At 44.5% G+C, this 16792-nt stretch carries 17 protein-coding genes; 4 read left to right on the top strand and 13 right to left on the bottom strand.

Translation table 11 applies throughout. The features are described 5' to 3' along the window. Positions 1-33: 33 nt before the first annotated feature. The 4 genes from N288_RS01975 to guaC form a co-directional block, all read right to left on the bottom strand. On the bottom strand, positions 34-858 hold the full coding sequence (locus N288_RS01975) for a hypothetical protein (RefSeq protein WP_009792488.1): 825 nt from the start codon (positions 856-858) through the stop codon (positions 34-36). A gap of 116 nt (positions 859-974) precedes the next feature. After that, positions 975-2138, bottom strand: a complete 1164-nt coding sequence (locus tag N288_RS01970) for a hypothetical protein (RefSeq protein ID WP_009792489.1) — start codon at positions 2136-2138, stop codon at positions 975-977. Further along, positions 2119-2652 carry a sigma-70 family RNA polymerase sigma factor gene (locus tag N288_RS01965; RefSeq protein WP_022543276.1) on the bottom strand — a complete coding sequence of 178 codons (534 nt, stop codon included), beginning with the start codon at positions 2650-2652 and terminating at the stop codon, positions 2119-2121. The genes N288_RS01970 and N288_RS01965 overlap by 20 nt, the downstream gene beginning before the upstream one ends. Before the next feature lie 131 nt (positions 2653-2783). Beyond that, positions 2784-3767 carry a GMP reductase gene (guaC, locus tag N288_RS01960; RefSeq protein WP_009792491.1) on the bottom strand — a complete coding sequence of 328 codons (984 nt, stop codon included), beginning with the start codon at positions 3765-3767 and terminating at the stop codon, positions 2784-2786. A 332-nt stretch (positions 3768-4099) separates the two neighbouring features. On the opposite strand from guaC, the gene N288_RS01955 reads away from it, so the two are divergent. Together N288_RS01955 and N288_RS01950 are read left to right on the top strand one after the other, a co-directional pair. Continuing rightward, positions 4100-4594: a PH domain-containing protein gene (locus tag N288_RS01955; protein WP_022543275.1), complete on the top strand. Its 495-nt coding sequence runs from the start codon at positions 4100-4102 to the stop codon at positions 4592-4594. After that, complete coding sequence (locus N288_RS01950) at positions 4591-6126, top strand: PH domain-containing protein (RefSeq protein WP_009792493.1); 1536 nt, start codon at positions 4591-4593, stop codon at positions 6124-6126. Before N288_RS01955 ends, N288_RS01950 begins: the two co-directional genes overlap by 4 nt. Before the next feature lie 43 nt (positions 6127-6169). Here the strand turns inward: N288_RS01950 and N288_RS01945 are convergent, their stop codons facing one another. From N288_RS01945 to N288_RS01915, 7 genes are all read right to left on the bottom strand, one after another. Further along, a complete protein-coding gene (locus tag N288_RS01945) occupies positions 6170-7219 on the bottom strand; it encodes an NAD(P)/FAD-dependent oxidoreductase (RefSeq protein ID WP_009792494.1) in 1050 nt (349 codons plus the stop codon). A 457-nt stretch (positions 7220-7676) separates the two neighbouring features. Continuing rightward, positions 7677-7856: a hypothetical protein gene (locus N288_RS01940; protein WP_009792495.1), complete on the bottom strand. Its 180-nt coding sequence runs from the start codon at positions 7854-7856 to the stop codon at positions 7677-7679. 301 nt (positions 7857-8157) lie between these two features. Further along, positions 8158-8700 (bottom strand): hypothetical protein, encoded by a 543-nt coding sequence (locus N288_RS01935; protein WP_022543274.1) that lies wholly within the window; start codon positions 8698-8700, stop codon positions 8158-8160. Between the two features lie 236 nt (positions 8701-8936). After that, the gene (locus N288_RS24490; protein ID WP_232217707.1) at positions 8937-9467 is read right to left on the bottom strand and encodes a DUF4367 domain-containing protein; all 531 of its coding nucleotides are present in this window, start codon (positions 9465-9467) and stop codon (positions 8937-8939) included. 526 nt (positions 9468-9993) lie between these two features. Beyond that, entirely contained in the window at positions 9994-10224 is a 231-nt protein-coding gene (locus N288_RS01925) for an excisionase family DNA-binding protein (RefSeq protein ID WP_009792498.1), read from the bottom strand. Between the two features lie 66 nt (positions 10225-10290). Further along, positions 10291-10914 carry a LysE family translocator gene (locus tag N288_RS01920; RefSeq protein ID WP_009792499.1) on the bottom strand — a complete coding sequence of 208 codons (624 nt, stop codon included), beginning with the start codon at positions 10912-10914 and terminating at the stop codon, positions 10291-10293. Positions 10915-11030: 116 nt separating this feature from the next. Then, positions 11031-12116: a YsnF/AvaK domain-containing protein gene (locus N288_RS01915; protein WP_009792500.1), complete on the bottom strand. Its 1086-nt coding sequence runs from the start codon at positions 12114-12116 to the stop codon at positions 11031-11033. A 279-nt stretch (positions 12117-12395) separates the two neighbouring features. On the opposite strand from N288_RS01915, the gene N288_RS01910 reads away from it, so the two are divergent. Further along, a complete protein-coding gene (locus N288_RS01910; protein ID WP_009792501.1) occupies positions 12396-13070 on the top strand; it encodes an NAD(P)H-dependent oxidoreductase in 675 nt (224 codons plus the stop codon). 78 nt (positions 13071-13148) lie between these two features. Here N288_RS01910 and N288_RS01905 read toward each other — a convergent pair whose 3' ends face one another. Beyond that, positions 13149-14693, bottom strand: a complete 1545-nt coding sequence (locus N288_RS01905) for a DHA2 family efflux MFS transporter permease subunit (RefSeq protein ID WP_009792502.1) — start codon at positions 14691-14693, stop codon at positions 13149-13151. A gap of 182 nt (positions 14694-14875) precedes the next feature. Between N288_RS01905 and N288_RS01900 the strand changes: the two genes are divergently transcribed. Then, complete coding sequence (locus N288_RS01900; RefSeq protein WP_022543271.1) at positions 14876-15766, top strand: TetR/AcrR family transcriptional regulator; 891 nt, start codon at positions 14876-14878, stop codon at positions 15764-15766. A 41-nt stretch (positions 15767-15807) separates the two neighbouring features. Here the strand turns inward: N288_RS01900 and glsA are convergent, their stop codons facing one another. Continuing rightward, on the bottom strand, positions 15808-16737 hold the full coding sequence (gene glsA / locus N288_RS01895) for a glutaminase A (protein ID WP_009792504.1): 930 nt from the start codon (positions 16735-16737) through the stop codon (positions 15808-15810). Between the last annotated feature and the right edge of the window lie 55 nt (positions 16738-16792).

Below are 16792 nucleotides of genomic sequence, written 5' to 3'. Positions count from 1 at the left end.
GATGGGTGCCGTTTTTCTTGTTCCTTCTTATAGTTAAGCTATACTCCCGCCATGCATGGAAAACAGATAGAAATCTTCCTCGTCAGCCAAGGTCCATCCGTCGAAAAAAGAACTTGCATGGAATAAATCCAGGAACAGGTCACCGCACTGTACTATAAGAAACGGACACTGCTCCAGCAGCCTGACATCCTCAATTCTTTTGCCGGCCAAAAGCTCTTTGACAGACTTACATTCTCTTGAATTTGAGCGTATATCAGTTTCTCCCAGCAGAATTCCATCTGCCTTTCGTATCCTCCAGGGGCACTCGATACTGAGATATCCCTTCTCAAATTCAATTATAAATTGACCTTCTGTCTCGACTTTAGTAATTTTTTGCCCAATGAAATCCCCGAAAGATATTTTGCTGAATTTAGTATGCCAGAGCCTCCTGGCGTTTGTCATGATCAGTTCATGGATCTTATCCATGTTATAGCCAGGGATATTATCACCGAACTCAAAGTCATCAATGGCATCGCTGACCTCCTGCCAATCCATCTGTTCTTCTGATAAGCCATTTCGCGCCGTACAGACATAAATCTCTTTAACCCTTTCAATGGCATTCTCTGCAGGCATCAATAACTTTGCATGCAGCTGCTTTAGATGGTATTCAAGGCACTCTTCTTCAGGAGGAGCTTCATATCCAGCACTTTTCATTGCATCCGCAAACATGCTTTCCACTTCAAATAAATTTAAGGGTGCCCTCATCCCGGCGAGCTTCAGGATTTCGCGTGTATCAAGCTCCAGGCAGCCGCCGGCCCACTCAATATAATCCTCCGCCTGCACCGTTTCATTGTATTTTTTATAGTACAATTCAAACAAATCGATTGAAACCGCCCCTCTCCTTTTTTATCTCCCATTTACAATTATTATAGCGCCAGCGACGAATGGGCGGAGAGATTTTCTCTGCTCAGCACCAAGCTGAAGTAATCTCTCCTTCATTTTTTAATTTTTTCTATATCCAGAAGATACATAGAAAAGTCCTCGCCTTCTCCGTTCACCACAAGCACCCCGTCAGCTGTAAACCTCGGTTTGACCAGCCGTTCTTCTACATGCTCGAAGGCAGGCAGGGCCACTGCACGATTATCAATGATCCTGTACAGTTTGACCGAATTTGAATCCTCTTTTTCCGGTATACTCAAAGCCAGGTAATCTTCGTATACAGCAAAAGCATCGAAGGGAGGAGTCTTTACTTTGTGGAGCTTTCCGTCATCCAGGCTGAGGTATGCTAAAACCGGAGACCTCCCCTCATTTGAAAGCTCAGCATAGATTTTGTCATCGGTCAGTGTAACATTGACAGCCTGATCATAAGGAACTTTGAATTCCCTTTCCTCTCCCCTGCCTTTCAAGTCATAGAGGGTAAAAAGAATATTCTTTTCTTCATTTTCCACAATGGTTTCTGGTATGACAATATATCCTTCATTTAAGGATGCCTGGCTGTTTGTGCCTTCTCCTGTAATCTCATGGAAATTAGATTCAGATAACGTGAGCAAATCCAGCAGTTTATATCCCCATGATTGGCCATCAGCCGAGAGGTAGCTCAGTTTATCCTCTTCAATCTGAAAATCGCCTGCAGCAGCACTACCAGGAATCTCTTCAATTTCTTTAGTATGACGGTCAAAGGCGTACAGCTTGTTCCTGCTGTCCCACACAAGCCAATCTCCATTCACCGCAAATTCATACAAACCCGCCCCCTCTTCCGGCTTGACCAGCATCTCGGTTGTTTTCGTTTCCTTATTAAAGGAATAGAACCCTTTTCCGTCTGTGTAGACCAGCTCTTTGGTGTCCCCAATATATTGAGAGTTGATTAAAGAAGGATAGCTTGCGTCTGGAACCGTCACTTTTTCTAAAGAGGCGTCAAGCTGCTGCCGGACTTCACTCTCTTTCAGCTCCTCCTGGACATAGGGTGCGGCAAGTATGCCCGACAGCCCGAGGATAGCGGCAGCACTGACAAGGGGCAGAATGAGCCTGCTGGTGCGGCGGGGCTTGCGTTCGAAGCGTTTGGCTGCCTCTGTTAAAATTGTCTGCTTCTGCCTGCCTGACATGGTGATATGATCCGGGATGCTGTCCTCAAGTTCCTGTTTAATATTCTTTGGCATCATCAATCTCCTCCTCTCCCATTGTCAGACGAGCCATCTTCCTTCCCCTGGCCAGCCTGGTTTTCACCGTATTGGCCGGGCACTTCAAAATATCTCCGATCTCCTTTACAGAAAGCTCTGCATAATAATGGAGCCAAAGGACTTCCTTATATTTGACCGGCAGCCTGTCAATCAGCCGGAAAGTCCAGCTTTCCTCCTCCCGCCTCAGCACTTCCTCTTCAGGGGTAAAATTGGATGAAGGCATCACACTTTTTCTATTAAAAAAATCTATTTTTCGGAAACCCCAGCTTTTCAGGTAGTTTTTGCATTCGTTCACGGTCATTCTGTATAAATAGGTTTTAACACTGGACCGGCCTTTAAATTGTTCCAGCTTCAGATAATAGCGGATATAGACCTCCTGGACGATATCGTCGGCTTTCGCTTCGTCTTTTACAAAAGCATAAGCGAGCCGGGTCAGGTAATGCCCATATTCATCCATGGCTTCTGTCAGCAATTGGTCTCTTTCTTTTTTCTCCAATTCCTTCCCCCCTTCTTCCTGGCAGTTAGACAATTCCAAACCGTTTTTGGTTTCAAAAAAGTCCCTCTTATTTTATTTTTATCCTCAGAATGCAGCAAAAAACCGCCTATCCAGGACAGGCGGCTTGCTGATTAGTATACTTTATCTCCATTGAAGATGGAGTTCTTGACAATCACATAGTCCACATTCTTGATGGCGGACAGCTTGTTTCCTCCCGCATAGGAGATGGAGGACTGAAGATCCTGCTCCATTTCGATCAGTGTATCTTCTAAAGCACCTTTGTATTCTACGTGCATTTTCTTGCCTTCAACATTCTTCTTTTCGCCTTTTTGGAACTCGGAAGCAGATCCGAAGTATTCTTTGTACAGCTTCCCGTTGACTTCGACTGTTTCTCCAGGGGATTCTTCATGTCCCGCAAAAAGGGAACCGATCATGACCATGGAAGCGCCGAAACGGACTGATTTGGCGATATCGCCATGTGTGCGGATGCCCCCATCCGCAATGATCGGCTTGCTTGCTGCCTTGGCGCACCATCTTAATGCCGCCAGCTGCCAGCCGCCGGTTCCAAAGCCGGTTTTGATTTTCGTAATGCAGACCTTCCCTGGCCCGATTCCAACTTTCGTTGCATCAGCACCCGCATTCTCCAGCTCACGGACTGCTTCAGGCGTGCCGACATTTCCTGCGATGACAAAGCTTCCCGGAAGGAGCTGCTTGATATGCTGAATCATTTTAATCACTGCATTGGAATGGCCATGGGCGATGTCGATTGTAATATATTCAGGAACCAGATTTTCCTCAGCCAGCTGCTGAACGAAAGTGTATTCTTCCTCTTTAACACCGACGCTGATTGACGCATATAATCCGCGTGATTTCATATCCCTTACAAATGCAAGGCGCTTCTCAGGCTGGAAGCGGTGCATGACGTAAAAATAATTCTTTTCTGCTAATTGAATGGAAATGCGCTCATCAATAATGGTCTGCATATTGGCAGGCACAACCGGCAGCTTAAAGGTGCGTCCTCCAAACTCAACCGTTGTATCACACTCAGTCCTGCTGTTCACAATTGATTTTGCCGGAATTAATTGAATATCCTCGTAATCAAATACATTATCCATGAGTAACACTCCTTATATGTGTATAAAATCAAGTCCTGCTTCCTCGGAAGCATCCAGAGTCAACTATGATTATTATTCGGCGGGCATTTATTGCCCCAACCCATTAAAGAGTTTAATATACGAACGATAAAAAGTCAACTTATAATAATGTTCGTATTTTACAAGTGAAATATCTTTTGAAAACAGATACATTCCATTTTTCGTGTGAAACAGGCTGTAAACTAGAAATCCCCCTCTTATCCGCAAAATTAAATGAATCTTTATGAGAACCTTCGACGTAAGTAACATAAGGACTTAATCTTTCTATTAAATTGTTTTCAGGAGTGGTATTTTTGGAATCGCGGATCGCACCGCCTCAAAACAGATTATCAAAAAACGCGGTAAAAGTTTGGATTACGGCCGATATGATCGGCGACATTATTGCCTTCGCCGTTCTCGGCATACTATTGTATCTGGATCATTATTTTGCATGGAAAGAGTGGATCGGCTGGATTCTGATCGGGTTAGTGGTGATTACAGTTCTCTCTATTCCCTGGTCGATCATCAGGCCGATGCTGCTTTATAAAAATTGGCGGTATGGAGTGGACGAGGAATTCCTGAAGCTGAAGTTCGGGGCGATTACCGAGAAGCACCAGCTGGTCCCTATGACAAAAATCCAATCTGTATCTGCCAGCCAGGGACCATTGATGAGGAGATATGGCCTCTATTCCATCTCGATTGAAACGATGGGCTCTTCCCACACTATTCCTGCATTGCCTGACGAAGTGGCTATGCAGCTGCGGGATACGATTGCCCGTTTCGCCAAAATAAAGGAAGTGGAACAATGATCGAGGAAAAACGCCATCACCCGCTTATCATGCTGATGAATCTTTACCAGCTGGTGAAGGGTTCCATATTCATCGTTTTCTTTCTGTTTGTCATCAAATTTGGCTCTGATGCTGCGTATGTTAAATACGGAAGGCTGGTATTCTTCCTTTTCATGGCTGTTTCCGCTGTTTCAATTGTCCTGAAATGGCTGACAAGCACCTATAAGCTTGACGGCAGTTCCTTTCATTTAAAAGAAGGGATTTTTACCAAATCGAATCAGACCATCCCTTTTTCAAAGGTACAGAATGTGAATTACCGCACCTCCCTTTTTCACCGGATATTCGGGTTGACTTCAATCCGGTTTGAAACAGGAATGACAGGCGCAGATTCAGCGATTGAATTCAAGGTCATCCGAAAGGAAGAAGCTGAAAAGCTGGAAGAACATGTTTCCCATCCGCAGGAGGAAGAGGAAGGCATTTCACTTGTGGATCCGGCGGACGCTCCTCCGGCTGGCCAGGAAGCCGGAAACGAGCAAACTGCACAGCCTGTGCTTCCTGCCGGGAGGATCGTCCATTTTACCCCTGGAAAAAAGGACATCCTTAAAGCATCATTCACTTCCTTCAGCTTTCTTGTCCTTTTTTCCGCCATTGTGTCCATTTATTTTAAAATTGATGAAGTATTTGACCTGGATGAGCAGGCCCAGGGTCTTTTTGCCGCATTGATGGGTTCAAGCCTTCTTCTTGCTGGCATCCTAATCCTTCTGCTGCTCGTTTCGACCGGGATCGGAGTGGCAAGGACTTATCTTAAATACGGGAAATATGAAATTTCCTCAGATCAGGAACGGATCTATATCGTTCAGGGAGTGCTCGATGAATCCAGATTTTCCATTTTAAAAGAGAGGGTGCAGGCTATTGAGGTGAAACAGCCGCCCATCAAAAGGCTGCTGGGACTTGCAGAAGTAAAGCTGACAAGCGCAGGCGGTGTAAGCCTCGGTGAGGATTCGCCTGAAATCAGCACATTGTATCCGTTCCTCCCTGTTAAAAGAGCCTATGAAATGATTTCTGAAATCCTGCCGCAATACGAGGTCACCAGGGAAATGAAGCGGCTGCCAGGGAAGTCTTTCTGGATCCGCCTGTTAAAGCCAAGCTGGGTGTTGATTCTGGCCACTGCAGGGCTGGCATGGTTCAAGCCTGAAATCCTTGATACAGAGAGAGCCTGGCTGTTCGTTTCTGCTGGCCTCCTAATCATCATAGCCCTGTTAAGAATCCTGGATTACTGGAATACAAGATACACTCTGAACAGCCAGTTCATCCAGATGAAATCCGGAAGCCTATCCACTTCACTGTTCATTTCTAAACGGGAAAAGGTGATCGAGGTCAGCGTAACAAGCAATCTTTTTCAAAAGTGGCTCGGACTTGCTTCAATTGAAACCGTCAACAGAGCCAAGCCGGTCCTCCATTCCAGCCTTGATGATGTGCCGAAAGAAATGGCGGCAGACTTCTATGAATGGTATGTGGGAAGAGGAACGGAAATCAAGTATCAAGAATACTAAAAAAAGGCAGGCGCCCAAATCAGGGTACCTGCCTTTACGTCTATTATTTAATCATCTGCTGGACAATCTTGCGGTTGCGCTGCTTAAATACATCATTATGGGACGAGACCATCGCGGCCCTGCCGGCGTCCGGCTGGATGTATTGCTTTGCTTTGTTCACCGCATTGGCAGCATCCTGGAACGCGCCTGCAATCAGGTTAAGCTTGCCTTCATGCTGAAGGATATCCCCTGCTGCATAGAGACCATCAATGGATGACTCACTGCAGCTGTTCCCGGAAATATAGAAATCCTGGGCAATATCAATCTTCAATCCGCTATTCTTCAATAATGAAGCATCCTGCTCATAGCCATGGTTGATGATGACTTCGTCCACATCCAGATAAGAAACTTCTCCTGTTTCACAATTGGTCAACTCTACCTTTTCAATCTCCTCATGGCTTTCACCGGCAATCAGCTTTGTGATAGACGTGCAGCCAAGGCAGATGGCTGAGCTCCCGAGAAGCTGGGACACCTGCGCCTCATGTCCGGAAAGGTTCTCCTTCCGGAAAGCGATATACACCTGGCGTGCGACCGGCTCCAGCTCATTCGCCCAATCAATCGCAGAATTGCCGCCGCCTGAAATGATGACCGTTTTATCCTTGAAATGCTGCAGTGATTTTACCGTATAATTCAGATTGGAAACCTCAAACCGTTCAGCGCCCTCTATGTTCAGCTTCTGAGGATTCAGAATTCCGCTGCCTACAGCGACAATGATTGTCCTTGAATAATGCAGCCTTCCCGAAGATACGGAAAGGACAAAAATTCCATCCTCCCCGCGGGAGATCGCTTCCACCTTTTCATTAAGCACAACCTCCGGATCAAAGGTCAGCCCCTGCTCTACCAGCTGTGTAATCAGCTTTGCACCTGGAGTTGGCGTCAGGCCGCCGACGTCCCAAATCATCTTTTCAGGATAAACATGTATTTTTCCGCCAAGCTGCGGCTGAAATTCAATCAGTTTTGTTTTCATTTCCCTGAGGCCGCTGTAAAAGGCTGAATAAAGGCCTGCTGGCCCCCCGCCGATAATGGTGACATCAAAAATCTCCTGCTGATTCATTCCGCTCACTCCTCATAACCAATAGAATTGATTATCATTCTCATTTAAATATACTCCTTTTTACCCTCCAGCACAACAATAAACTTATCCGAAATGTCACAGTTTCTCTTTTTTCTGTCTCACCAGGCTGATGCATAATTGATAGGGCTGTTAAAGTTCAATGTTGAGTGAGATTAAAAATAAAAATGGAACTTCCTGATTTGTGGAAGTTCCATTTTGTAATAATTGCTTGGTAGACTAAAGCACCCGTTTGTTTAAGTGCATTTCCACAATTGTTTATCTTAACATAAATATCTATTGCATTTTAATAAAACAATATCTGCAATTTTTGTTCCAAATTCTCATTAAATAAGACTCAATCCTAAATTTGTAACGAGTCTTTATTGAACGTTTTTTTACACGGTAGTTGATTGACAAATTCAAGTCTTTCCCGACTTTGTTGTCATTCAACAATTTCTTAATAACTTTCTCCACTTTTCTCTTTTTCCTTATTCTTTAGAATCTTTATAGCTGTTCTAATGTTTCGCAACATCCCCATATTTTCCCCTGTATATACCCATATTAAAGTGTAAATAATTTGTTGTACCCCTATAACTAAAAAGGCACCTAGTATTAATCCTAATGAAAATGGTGACATATAATATCCCCTTATTTCTCAATTTCCTTCAATAATGCCATTGACAAAACCTAATGTGTTCCTCTTACACACTAATACGCTTATATAAAACAAAAGTTTCATTGTTTCTATATCGGCTTATCCTCCAATACTAACCTGCCCCTTTTCTAGAATAAAAAAAAGCCGCCTAATGCTATTGGCAGCTTCTATTAGACACAGGCACTCTTTATTTACACAAACTAAATATCACTTTGACAAGGCAAATTACCAAGAAAAAAAGCGTCCCTTTTCGGTGATCGCTATTAATAACAAAGAGGTCTTATTAGTCTAGAATAGTTGAGTTAGCAATCGAAACCAACATTTCTGGTGGTACTCTATCGGCAATCCTCTTTGAAACACCGAGCATGTATTGCCAATGGTCCTTTTCAAAGACAAGCAATGTATGGTTCCTATCAACAATGTAAATAGCTTCTTCTCCATTTTGAAGTCTGTATATTTTTTGACCACCTTTATTCCTCAATTTAATCTTATTCTTTAGTGGTCTTATATCAATATTAAAGTGATTTTCACCCAGGTCTTCATTTATATACTCTATGCTTAAGCCATCATTAATGCCGTATTGTTTGTCCTCATAAAACCTTCCGAAAATGTGGGTGAAAGGTATAGGCGGCAATCTTGTTGGCAGCTTTAAGTCTTCCTTGGTGTGCTCTTCAAACTCCCTTACTGCCTCCTCAACTGGTTTATACCCGAGCTGAGGGTATATTTCTTCTAAAGGTTGAGGTTTGTCTTCCTGGGCAGCATATGCAGGAGCGGTGCTCAATCCAAGGGTTAAGGCACTTATAATACAAAGTAAATGAGATCTCATTTGCATCCCCCTTAATCAATTTAGGGATATCATGTGCAGGATTGCTGATTACATCCTTTTCAACATAAAATAATTGAAAGTCTTCATTTTTTACCGTTTGAGCTGCAAGAAAGGTTAGATTTATTTACATGAAAATTTACTAAAACACACTTGCCCCTTTGGATTAATATGGAATCCCACAAAAAAAGCGTCAGTCCTGCTTAGACTAACGCTCTTGCTTATTTTGCTTTTAATGATTATTTCATCGAACATGCAATCTCCACCATCTTCTCCATTGGTATCCTTGAACTATGTATTTCAATATCAGTTCCTTTTTGCGACCATTGAAGTAATCCTCCAGTAATAATTTCTCCTTTACGGTCAACTTCACCGGCATTACCCCATTTAGTTAATCTGCCTAAATGTCCATTTATCGATATTGTTTTGACATTCGGGATATACTCTTTTGTTTGTTTCGCTATACTCTTCTTTTGAGTAATGCTAACCATCATTTTTTCATCATTTCTATCCATATAATGCAGACTAAAGCTGGTGAAATCGGTCTTTGTTCCCCAAGGGTAAGTTTTGATTTCTAGTGTCCAATCGTCTGGTACATTTTCAGGTACAATGACATTAAAAGGAACGAGCTTTTTAACTTCGGAAATAGTCATACTGTTATGGTTATATTTGATTTCTTCTTTAAGTAGTACTTCAAGGGCTTTAGTATGATTGGCAGCAACAAGTACCATAATGCAAAAAACGATTAATATTCCTAGTTGTCTTTTCATATATACACCTCGATGTAAGTCTGCCCTCACCAAGGTTTCTTTATGACTTCTTATTAAGCTAACCTGCCCCGTTTGTGCATAATCTAATTGGGGCGACATTAAAGGAAAACTACATAAGAGCAATTTTTTTCTTCCCTTCCAGCCATAACAGAGCGAACCTTCCCTTCCCGGACCTGAATTAGGGAATCAGTGACCAGCTAAAAAATAAGCGGAGAAATTCCCCCTAATTTCTTAAAACCTCTAAAAACAGCTCAAATAGACGGAGAAATTCCGCCTATCAACTCAAAAAACAGGAAAATGGGCAACTTTGCTCCGCTTAAACGGAAATTCTCCGCTTATTTATACCCACTCGTGCCATATTTAGCAGCTTAACCGGAAAATTTCCGCTTATTTTAAAGCTTGCTGGCCACTCAAATAAGGACACGACTTCCTGTTTTTATATTTCCATGTAATCAAATTATCAACAACAGATTTTAACAGAGCTTTTTAAAAATAGAAAAGCACCCGGCATCCCAGGCGCTTTGTTTTAGTCTTCATCCTTTATATCCCGATCTTCCGGAATTGGTTCATTCAGTACTTCCTCGACCAGCCTTTTATACTTCTCCATCTGTTCTAAATGAGTCTTGAATTGCTCTTTATAAATGAGATACTGCTCGCCGTCAAAAATGGCGCGGATTTTCTTCTGCTGTACAAGCTTTTCGACAGCAGCAGCTGGCATTGACAGATATTCTGCCGTTTCTTCAATAGTTAAATACATGGACTCAGCCCTTCTGTTCTTATGATCTTATTTACAGAATAGCATGTTTTAATGGAAATGAGGAGACTACCGCGCCTTCTCCAGAGCAAGCTTGACCCCGAAACCGATGAGAATGGTCCCGGTCAGCCCTTCGATTGCCTTCTGAGTTTTCGGTTTTTTCATAAAAGAACTAATCTGCTGGATTAAGAGTACATATAAGAAAAACCAGACAGCAGTCAAAATGGTATAGACCGCTCCCATAAGGAGGAATGGGAAAAATGGCGCGGTCCCCTCTTCAACAAACTGCGGCAGAAAGGTCAGGAAAAATACAGCGACCTTCGGATTAAGCAAATTCGTCAGAAAGCCCTGCCTGAAAAACGTTTTCCCTTTTATCAACGGCCCGCTGCTATTATCTTTTTCCTGTCCGCCATTCCTGATTGATAGCAGGCTTTTGATTCCAAGATAGACCAAATAAGCAGCACCGGCATATTTCAATACAGAAAAAAGCATAGCCGACTTGACAATCAGGGCGGAAAGCCCGGCAACCGCAGCAAGTGTATGGATTGCCAGCGCAGAGCATGTGCCTGCCGCCGTTTTGAGTCCGCCCATCCTGCCTGCAGAGAGTGTATTTCTTGTAGCAACCGCTGTATCAGGCCCTGGCAGGATGATCAGAAAAATGCACATTAAAGCAAATAAATAGAAGTTCACCATACGCTTACCCGCTTTCTTTTTATATACCAATTTATACCACCGATATGTGAATGTAAATAAAATTCTGCACAGAAAAAACAGCCAGCATGATGCTGGCTGTTTCGTCTTTATTCAGATTAGAAGCGGCCGCGATCGTCCATACGGTCTGCCATGCTGTCGTCCTGATCGCTGCCCAGATAGGCTGTGCCGGAATCACGGTCATCTTCATCGTAATCATCCGCACCATCCACATGGGCTTTTTCACGCTTGACTGTATCCCTGACAGTCTCTGTATCCTCAACCTTCCGCTTGCCGACAACAAGCTCCTCAGTCACGACAGGTTTCTTCGTAACTTCCAGACGTTCTTCAGTAATGGGAATTCTTATATCGTCATTGTCATCGACAATCGGTCCGGCATCTCCATCAACGGCCTGCCCGTCAACTTTGCGCCGTTCTACATATACTTCATCATGGCTGACATTCACATCAACTGAACGCTCTTCTTCTACAACGTCTTTTTCAACGTGAACCTCACCGGTCTGGACGCGCTCTTTGTCAACCTGCAGGCGCTCCTCACGCAGGCGCAGGCGCTGTTCGTCAGTCAAGTCATCTTCATCAGCATAGCCATTCAATTTATCTGCCTTGACACCCTCTACATCAGCAGAGCCGGTCAATTCATCTGCCTTGACACCCTCTACATAGCCGTCCGGCTCGTCGGTCAGTCTGCCTGTACGCATTCCTGCAGTGTTTGCCATGCCGGCTGTACCTGCTGTATTATTCGGACCGGTTACTGCCCCATAGCCTGTGGCATCAAGGGTCGGAGCAGCAGGGCTCGTAGGGTTTGCTTCATTAGCAAGTGTCCGTTCTCCATAGTATTGATCATAATCCTTATCAACGTACAGCAGAATTTTTCCCGCCTGAATATCACTGTAATAGCGGTCAGCCTCTGCATCTGTCAGTCCCATATTCTGCATTCCTCCGCGGACCTCATCCTCACCAGTCAGGAATGACATAAACTTGTCCAGCCATGAACCGCCGTCTGCATCCGTTCCTTCCACTTCTGCACCGGTTCGCCCTCTTACCATAGAGATATCATCGGCATCCTTCGCAACCGCATAAATATCCGATTCTCCGTAGCCCTGGAGTTTTAAGTCGTCAATCTTCTTGATTGCTTCTTCCTGTGTATCGAATACTCCAATGAACTTTTTGTTGTCATTCATCATGATTACCTCCTGTAAATTTTAGATTTTAATATGCTTTTTAATTACCCGATGGACTCTGCTGGAAACATACAAAAAATGTTCTGCCTCATCCAGCCTTTCCAAGATGTTCTATTATTCAGGTGTAGTTGTTATGTACCCGCACCGCCTGCCCAATAATTTATGGAAATAGAGGAATAATAAACAGATTTTTCCATTACTATTTCCCGCCGAGCCGATTTCATGAATTAAAAAATGGATTATGGTAATTTTAATGAGAGTAAAATAGAAGGAGTTGACGAGATGCGCAATAAAGAAGAATTAAAGCAGGAGATTCTGGACGCTTACCATTTCCGCCACGCAACAAAGGAATTTGATCCAGATAAAAAAATCCCGGAGGATGACTTCCGCTTCATCATGGAAACCGGCCGTCTCTCTCCAAGCTCATTCGGATTTGAGCCTTGGCGCTTTGCTGTCATTGAAAGCCCGGAACTTCGGGAAAAAATCAAAAACGCTTCCTGGGGTGCTTACAGCAAGCTGCCTGATGCGAGCCATTTCGTCGTCATTCTGGCGCGGACCAAAATGGATACTAAGTATGATTCGGATTATTTAAAAGACCAATTCACCAATGTTCTGAATATGCCTTCTGATATACTCGAAAAATACCTTGGCCGGGTTGAGGAATTCCAGAAAGATGATTTCAAGCTTCTTGAAGGAGACCGTCCGCTGTATGACTGGGCTTCCAAGCAGACCTACATCGCCCTTGCTAATATGATGACAGCTGCTGCCCAGATTGGCATCGATTCCTGTCCGATCGAAGGCTTTAATATTGAAAAAATGAATGAACTGCTCCAGGAGGAAGGCATCCTCGAGGACGGCCACTTCGGCATATCCGTCATGGTTGCATTCGGCTACCGTACAAAAGATCCGCGTCCGAAATCAAGAAGGGCTTTCGATGATGTGGTAAAAACATATTAAAAGGGAAAAGGAAGATTCTGCTCTTCCTTTTTTTAATGTAAAAAGGAGAATGCCCCATGGACATTCTCCTTTTCTCTATTAGTTTTCAGCCAGCTTTGGTGCAGTCTTTTCCTGTGAAGATTTTGCTTCAGATGGTTCTTCAGCCGGCTTGGCACGCTTGATGAAGAAGGCAAGCACAAGGGCAACACCAGCAATGAAGGTTGCCACAAGGAAAGCATCATTGATGCCTTCAAGCATAGCCTGCATGCCGATCTGCTGCTCCATTTGGGCAAGCGCAGCTTCTGTCGGCTGGACGCCGGCATTTGACCCTGCCGACTGCTGCAATGCATCAGCAGCAATCTCTTCAGCATGGGTTTTGGTCCGCGTTGACATGATTGTCACAAGCAACGCTGTTCCAATCGCGCCAGATACCTGGTTCAAAGTGTTATTCATCGCTGTTCCGTGCGGATAGTACTGGGCTGGCAGCTGGTTAAGGCCATTAGTTGATACCGGCATCATAACCATGGACATCCCAAGCATACGGACAGAGTAAAGAATGATCAAATTTGTATAAGTTGTATCAAGAGTAAGCTTTGAGAACAGGTAAGTCGTTACTACAGTGATCGCAAGTCCGATGATCGCAAGCACGCGGCCTCCGAATTTATCGAACAAACGGCCGGTAATAGGCGACATGAATGCCATGATGATGGCTCCAGGCAGAAGCAGAAGCCCTGCATCCATAGGCGAGATTCCGCGAAGGGTCTGCACATAGATCGGCAGAAGGATCATCCCTGAGAACAGTGCCATATTGACTACCATTGTAATGGCTGATGATAAAGCAAACATCGGATATTTATAAACCCCGAAGTTCAGCATCGGGCGCTCCTGCTTTGTCTGGCGCAGGATGAAAATAATCAGCGAGATAACACCCACTGTAATGGTTACATACACATGCGGGCTGTCCCAGCCTTTGTCCCCCGCGGAGCTGAACCCGTAAAGGATTCCGCCGAAACCGATGCTGGACAGGATAAGAGACAGCATATCCAGGCGGATGTTCACTTTTTCCTTCTTGTCCTTCAGCAGGAAGAATCCGACAAGCAGAACTACAGCCGCAATCGGAGTAATGAAGTGGAACAGCATTCTCCAATCATAGTGCTCAATGATCCATCCTGACAGCGTAGGGCCGATTGCAGGTGCAAACATGAGGATCAGTCCAAATACACCCATCGCCGTTCCCCTTTTTTCAACAGGGAAGCTGATCAGCATAACATTCATCAAAAGCGGCATAAGAATAGCCGAACCTGATGCCTGAAGCATCCTTCCAGCCAGCAATACCGGGAAAATATGCGCAGTTCCGGCCAGCACAGTCCCCGCTGTAAATAAAAGCATGGCTGCAAGGAACAGCCTGCGTACAGAATATTTTTGAATAAGGAAAGCAGTTGTCGGGATTAGAATTCCGTTGACGAGCATGAAGCCGGTAGTCAGCCATTGAACGGTTGATGCGCCGATTTCAAGCTCCTTCATGATAGAAGGCAGCGCGATATTCAAGAGCGTATTATTCAAGAAAGCAATAAAGGCGCCAATCATCAGAACCGCAATCATACCGTACGGCGGCCTGCCTGTATTATTTATTTTTTGTTCCATTTTTTCCTCCTATACTTTAAGTCCAATATATTGGACTCCTGTTTCACAAAACATATCATATACCATCGGTACAAAGATTGCAATCATTAAATTCCGTTGAAATAACTGGATTTGTTTTGGCATAATAAATGGTGTACTATAAAATTTATACAGGCAGTATACTACTTAAAAAAGGTGATTTTATGAATGACAGGAAACAGCATGTGATCAAAATGGCACACCAGCTGTTTATCGATAAAGGCTTCCAGGCCACCAGCATTCAGGATATCCTGGAGTACAGCGGCATCTCCAAAGGAACCTTCTATAATTATTTTCCATCTAAGAATGAACTCCTGATTGAAATGGTCAGAAGCATCTATTCCCAGCTGGAAAAAGAACGCAATGAACTGCTCATCGGCCAGGATCCTGCCGATATAGATATATTCATCCAGCAGATCGAGCTTCAGCTGATAACGAACCGAGCGAATAAGCTGATCGCCCTTTTCGAAGAAGTCTACATCTTAAATGATGAAGACCTGAAGGAATTCATCAAACGCGGACAGCTCCGCATGCTGCGCTGGCTGTATCAGCGGTTCATCGATCTGTTCGGCGAAAGCAAGAAATACTATCTTCTTGACTGCTCGATCATATTTCTCGGGATCCTTAACCAGAACTTGAAATATCACACAATTGCGAATGAAGTGAATGCCAGCATCCACCAGGTGGTACAGTACAGTGTAAAGAGAATTGTGAAAATGGTTGAGGAGGTATCCAGTACAGAAGACCAGCTGTTTCAGCCAGAGCTTCTGGATAAATGGGCTCCAGACTGCAGACATCCAAATCCCGGCTTCCAAAAGGATCTCCACCACACGGTCCTAACGCTGAAAAAAACAATCAACAAAGAAGAGCCTAAATATGTGGAGCTTCTTGATTTTATACAGGAAGAGCTTCTAAGATCCAAGAATCCGAGAAGGTTTTTGATTGAGAGCACATTGGCAACCATTAAGGCAAGTGGCTTATTCAAACTGATGGATACCGACAAACTTGAACAGCTTATTTCGGCATTTTTTGACCAGATCAAGGAACCGGCATAAGCCAGAAACCCGCTGTAATTGCAGCGGGTTTTATGATTGGATTAAAACATGCTTAAACTGTAATTCTTCGACAGCAGTTCCAAAAGCCGGATCCCTGCAATACTGTTTCCCCTCTCATCAAGGGCCGGCCCGAAGATGCCAATGCCAAAACGGCCAGGGACCGCACCCATGATCCCTCCTGAAACACCGCTTTTCGCCGGGATCCCGATTTTGATCGCAAATTCGCCTGAAGCATTGTACATGCCGCAGGTTACCATAAAGGTCTTGCAGATCCGCGCGATGTCCCTAGGCATGATTTCCCCGCCTGTCCGCGGGTCTTTTCCATCCAGTGCAAAAACAAGGCCAATCCTCGCCAGGTTCAGGCAGTTCATTTCAATAGCACACTGCCTCGTATATAAGTCGAGCAGATCTTCTACATCTTCCTGGATAACATCATGCTGCTTCAGGAAATAGCAAAGCGCCCTGTTCAGGTCGGCTGTCCTCAATTCGGACTCTGCTACTTCCCGGCAGTAGCCGATCGTTTCATCATCTGCGAGCCGCCGGACGAAACCAAGAAGCTTTTCGAAACGTTCATCAGGAGAACTTCCTTCCACCATGTGTGTAACGACAAGCGCCCCTGCATTAATCATGGGATTCAGGGGTTTGGCAGGCGCCATGGTCTCAAGCTTGGCAATCGAGTTGAACGGATCGCCCGTCGGCTCCATCCCCACACGGTCGAACACATAACCAGGGCCCCTTTCCATTAAAACATAGGCCAGGCTGATTACTTTTGACACACTTTGAAGCGTAATCTTTTCCTCAACATCACCGGCAGAGACGCATTCGCCGCCAGGATATTGGATCGCAATGGATAAATCCCCCGGATCCGCCTTACCAAGCGCAGGGATATAATCGGCCACCCTTCCGTGCACCGTCTCCTTCCGCGCTTCCTCAACCAGTTTTTTTAATTCATCACTAGAACGGCATGCCATTTTCATCACCCGTTTTAGTATTGGTCAGAGTGTTTGGAAGTATGTGAAAAGGCAG

The sequence above is a fragment of the Bacillus infantis NRRL B-14911 genome, assembly GCF_000473245.1.
GTDB classification, from domain to species: domain Bacteria; phylum Bacillota; class Bacilli; order Bacillales; family Cytobacillaceae; genus Bacillus_AB; species Bacillus_AB infantis.
The sequence above is the reverse complement of the archived record's forward strand: the minus strand, read 5'-3'. Positions and strand labels throughout refer to the sequence as shown.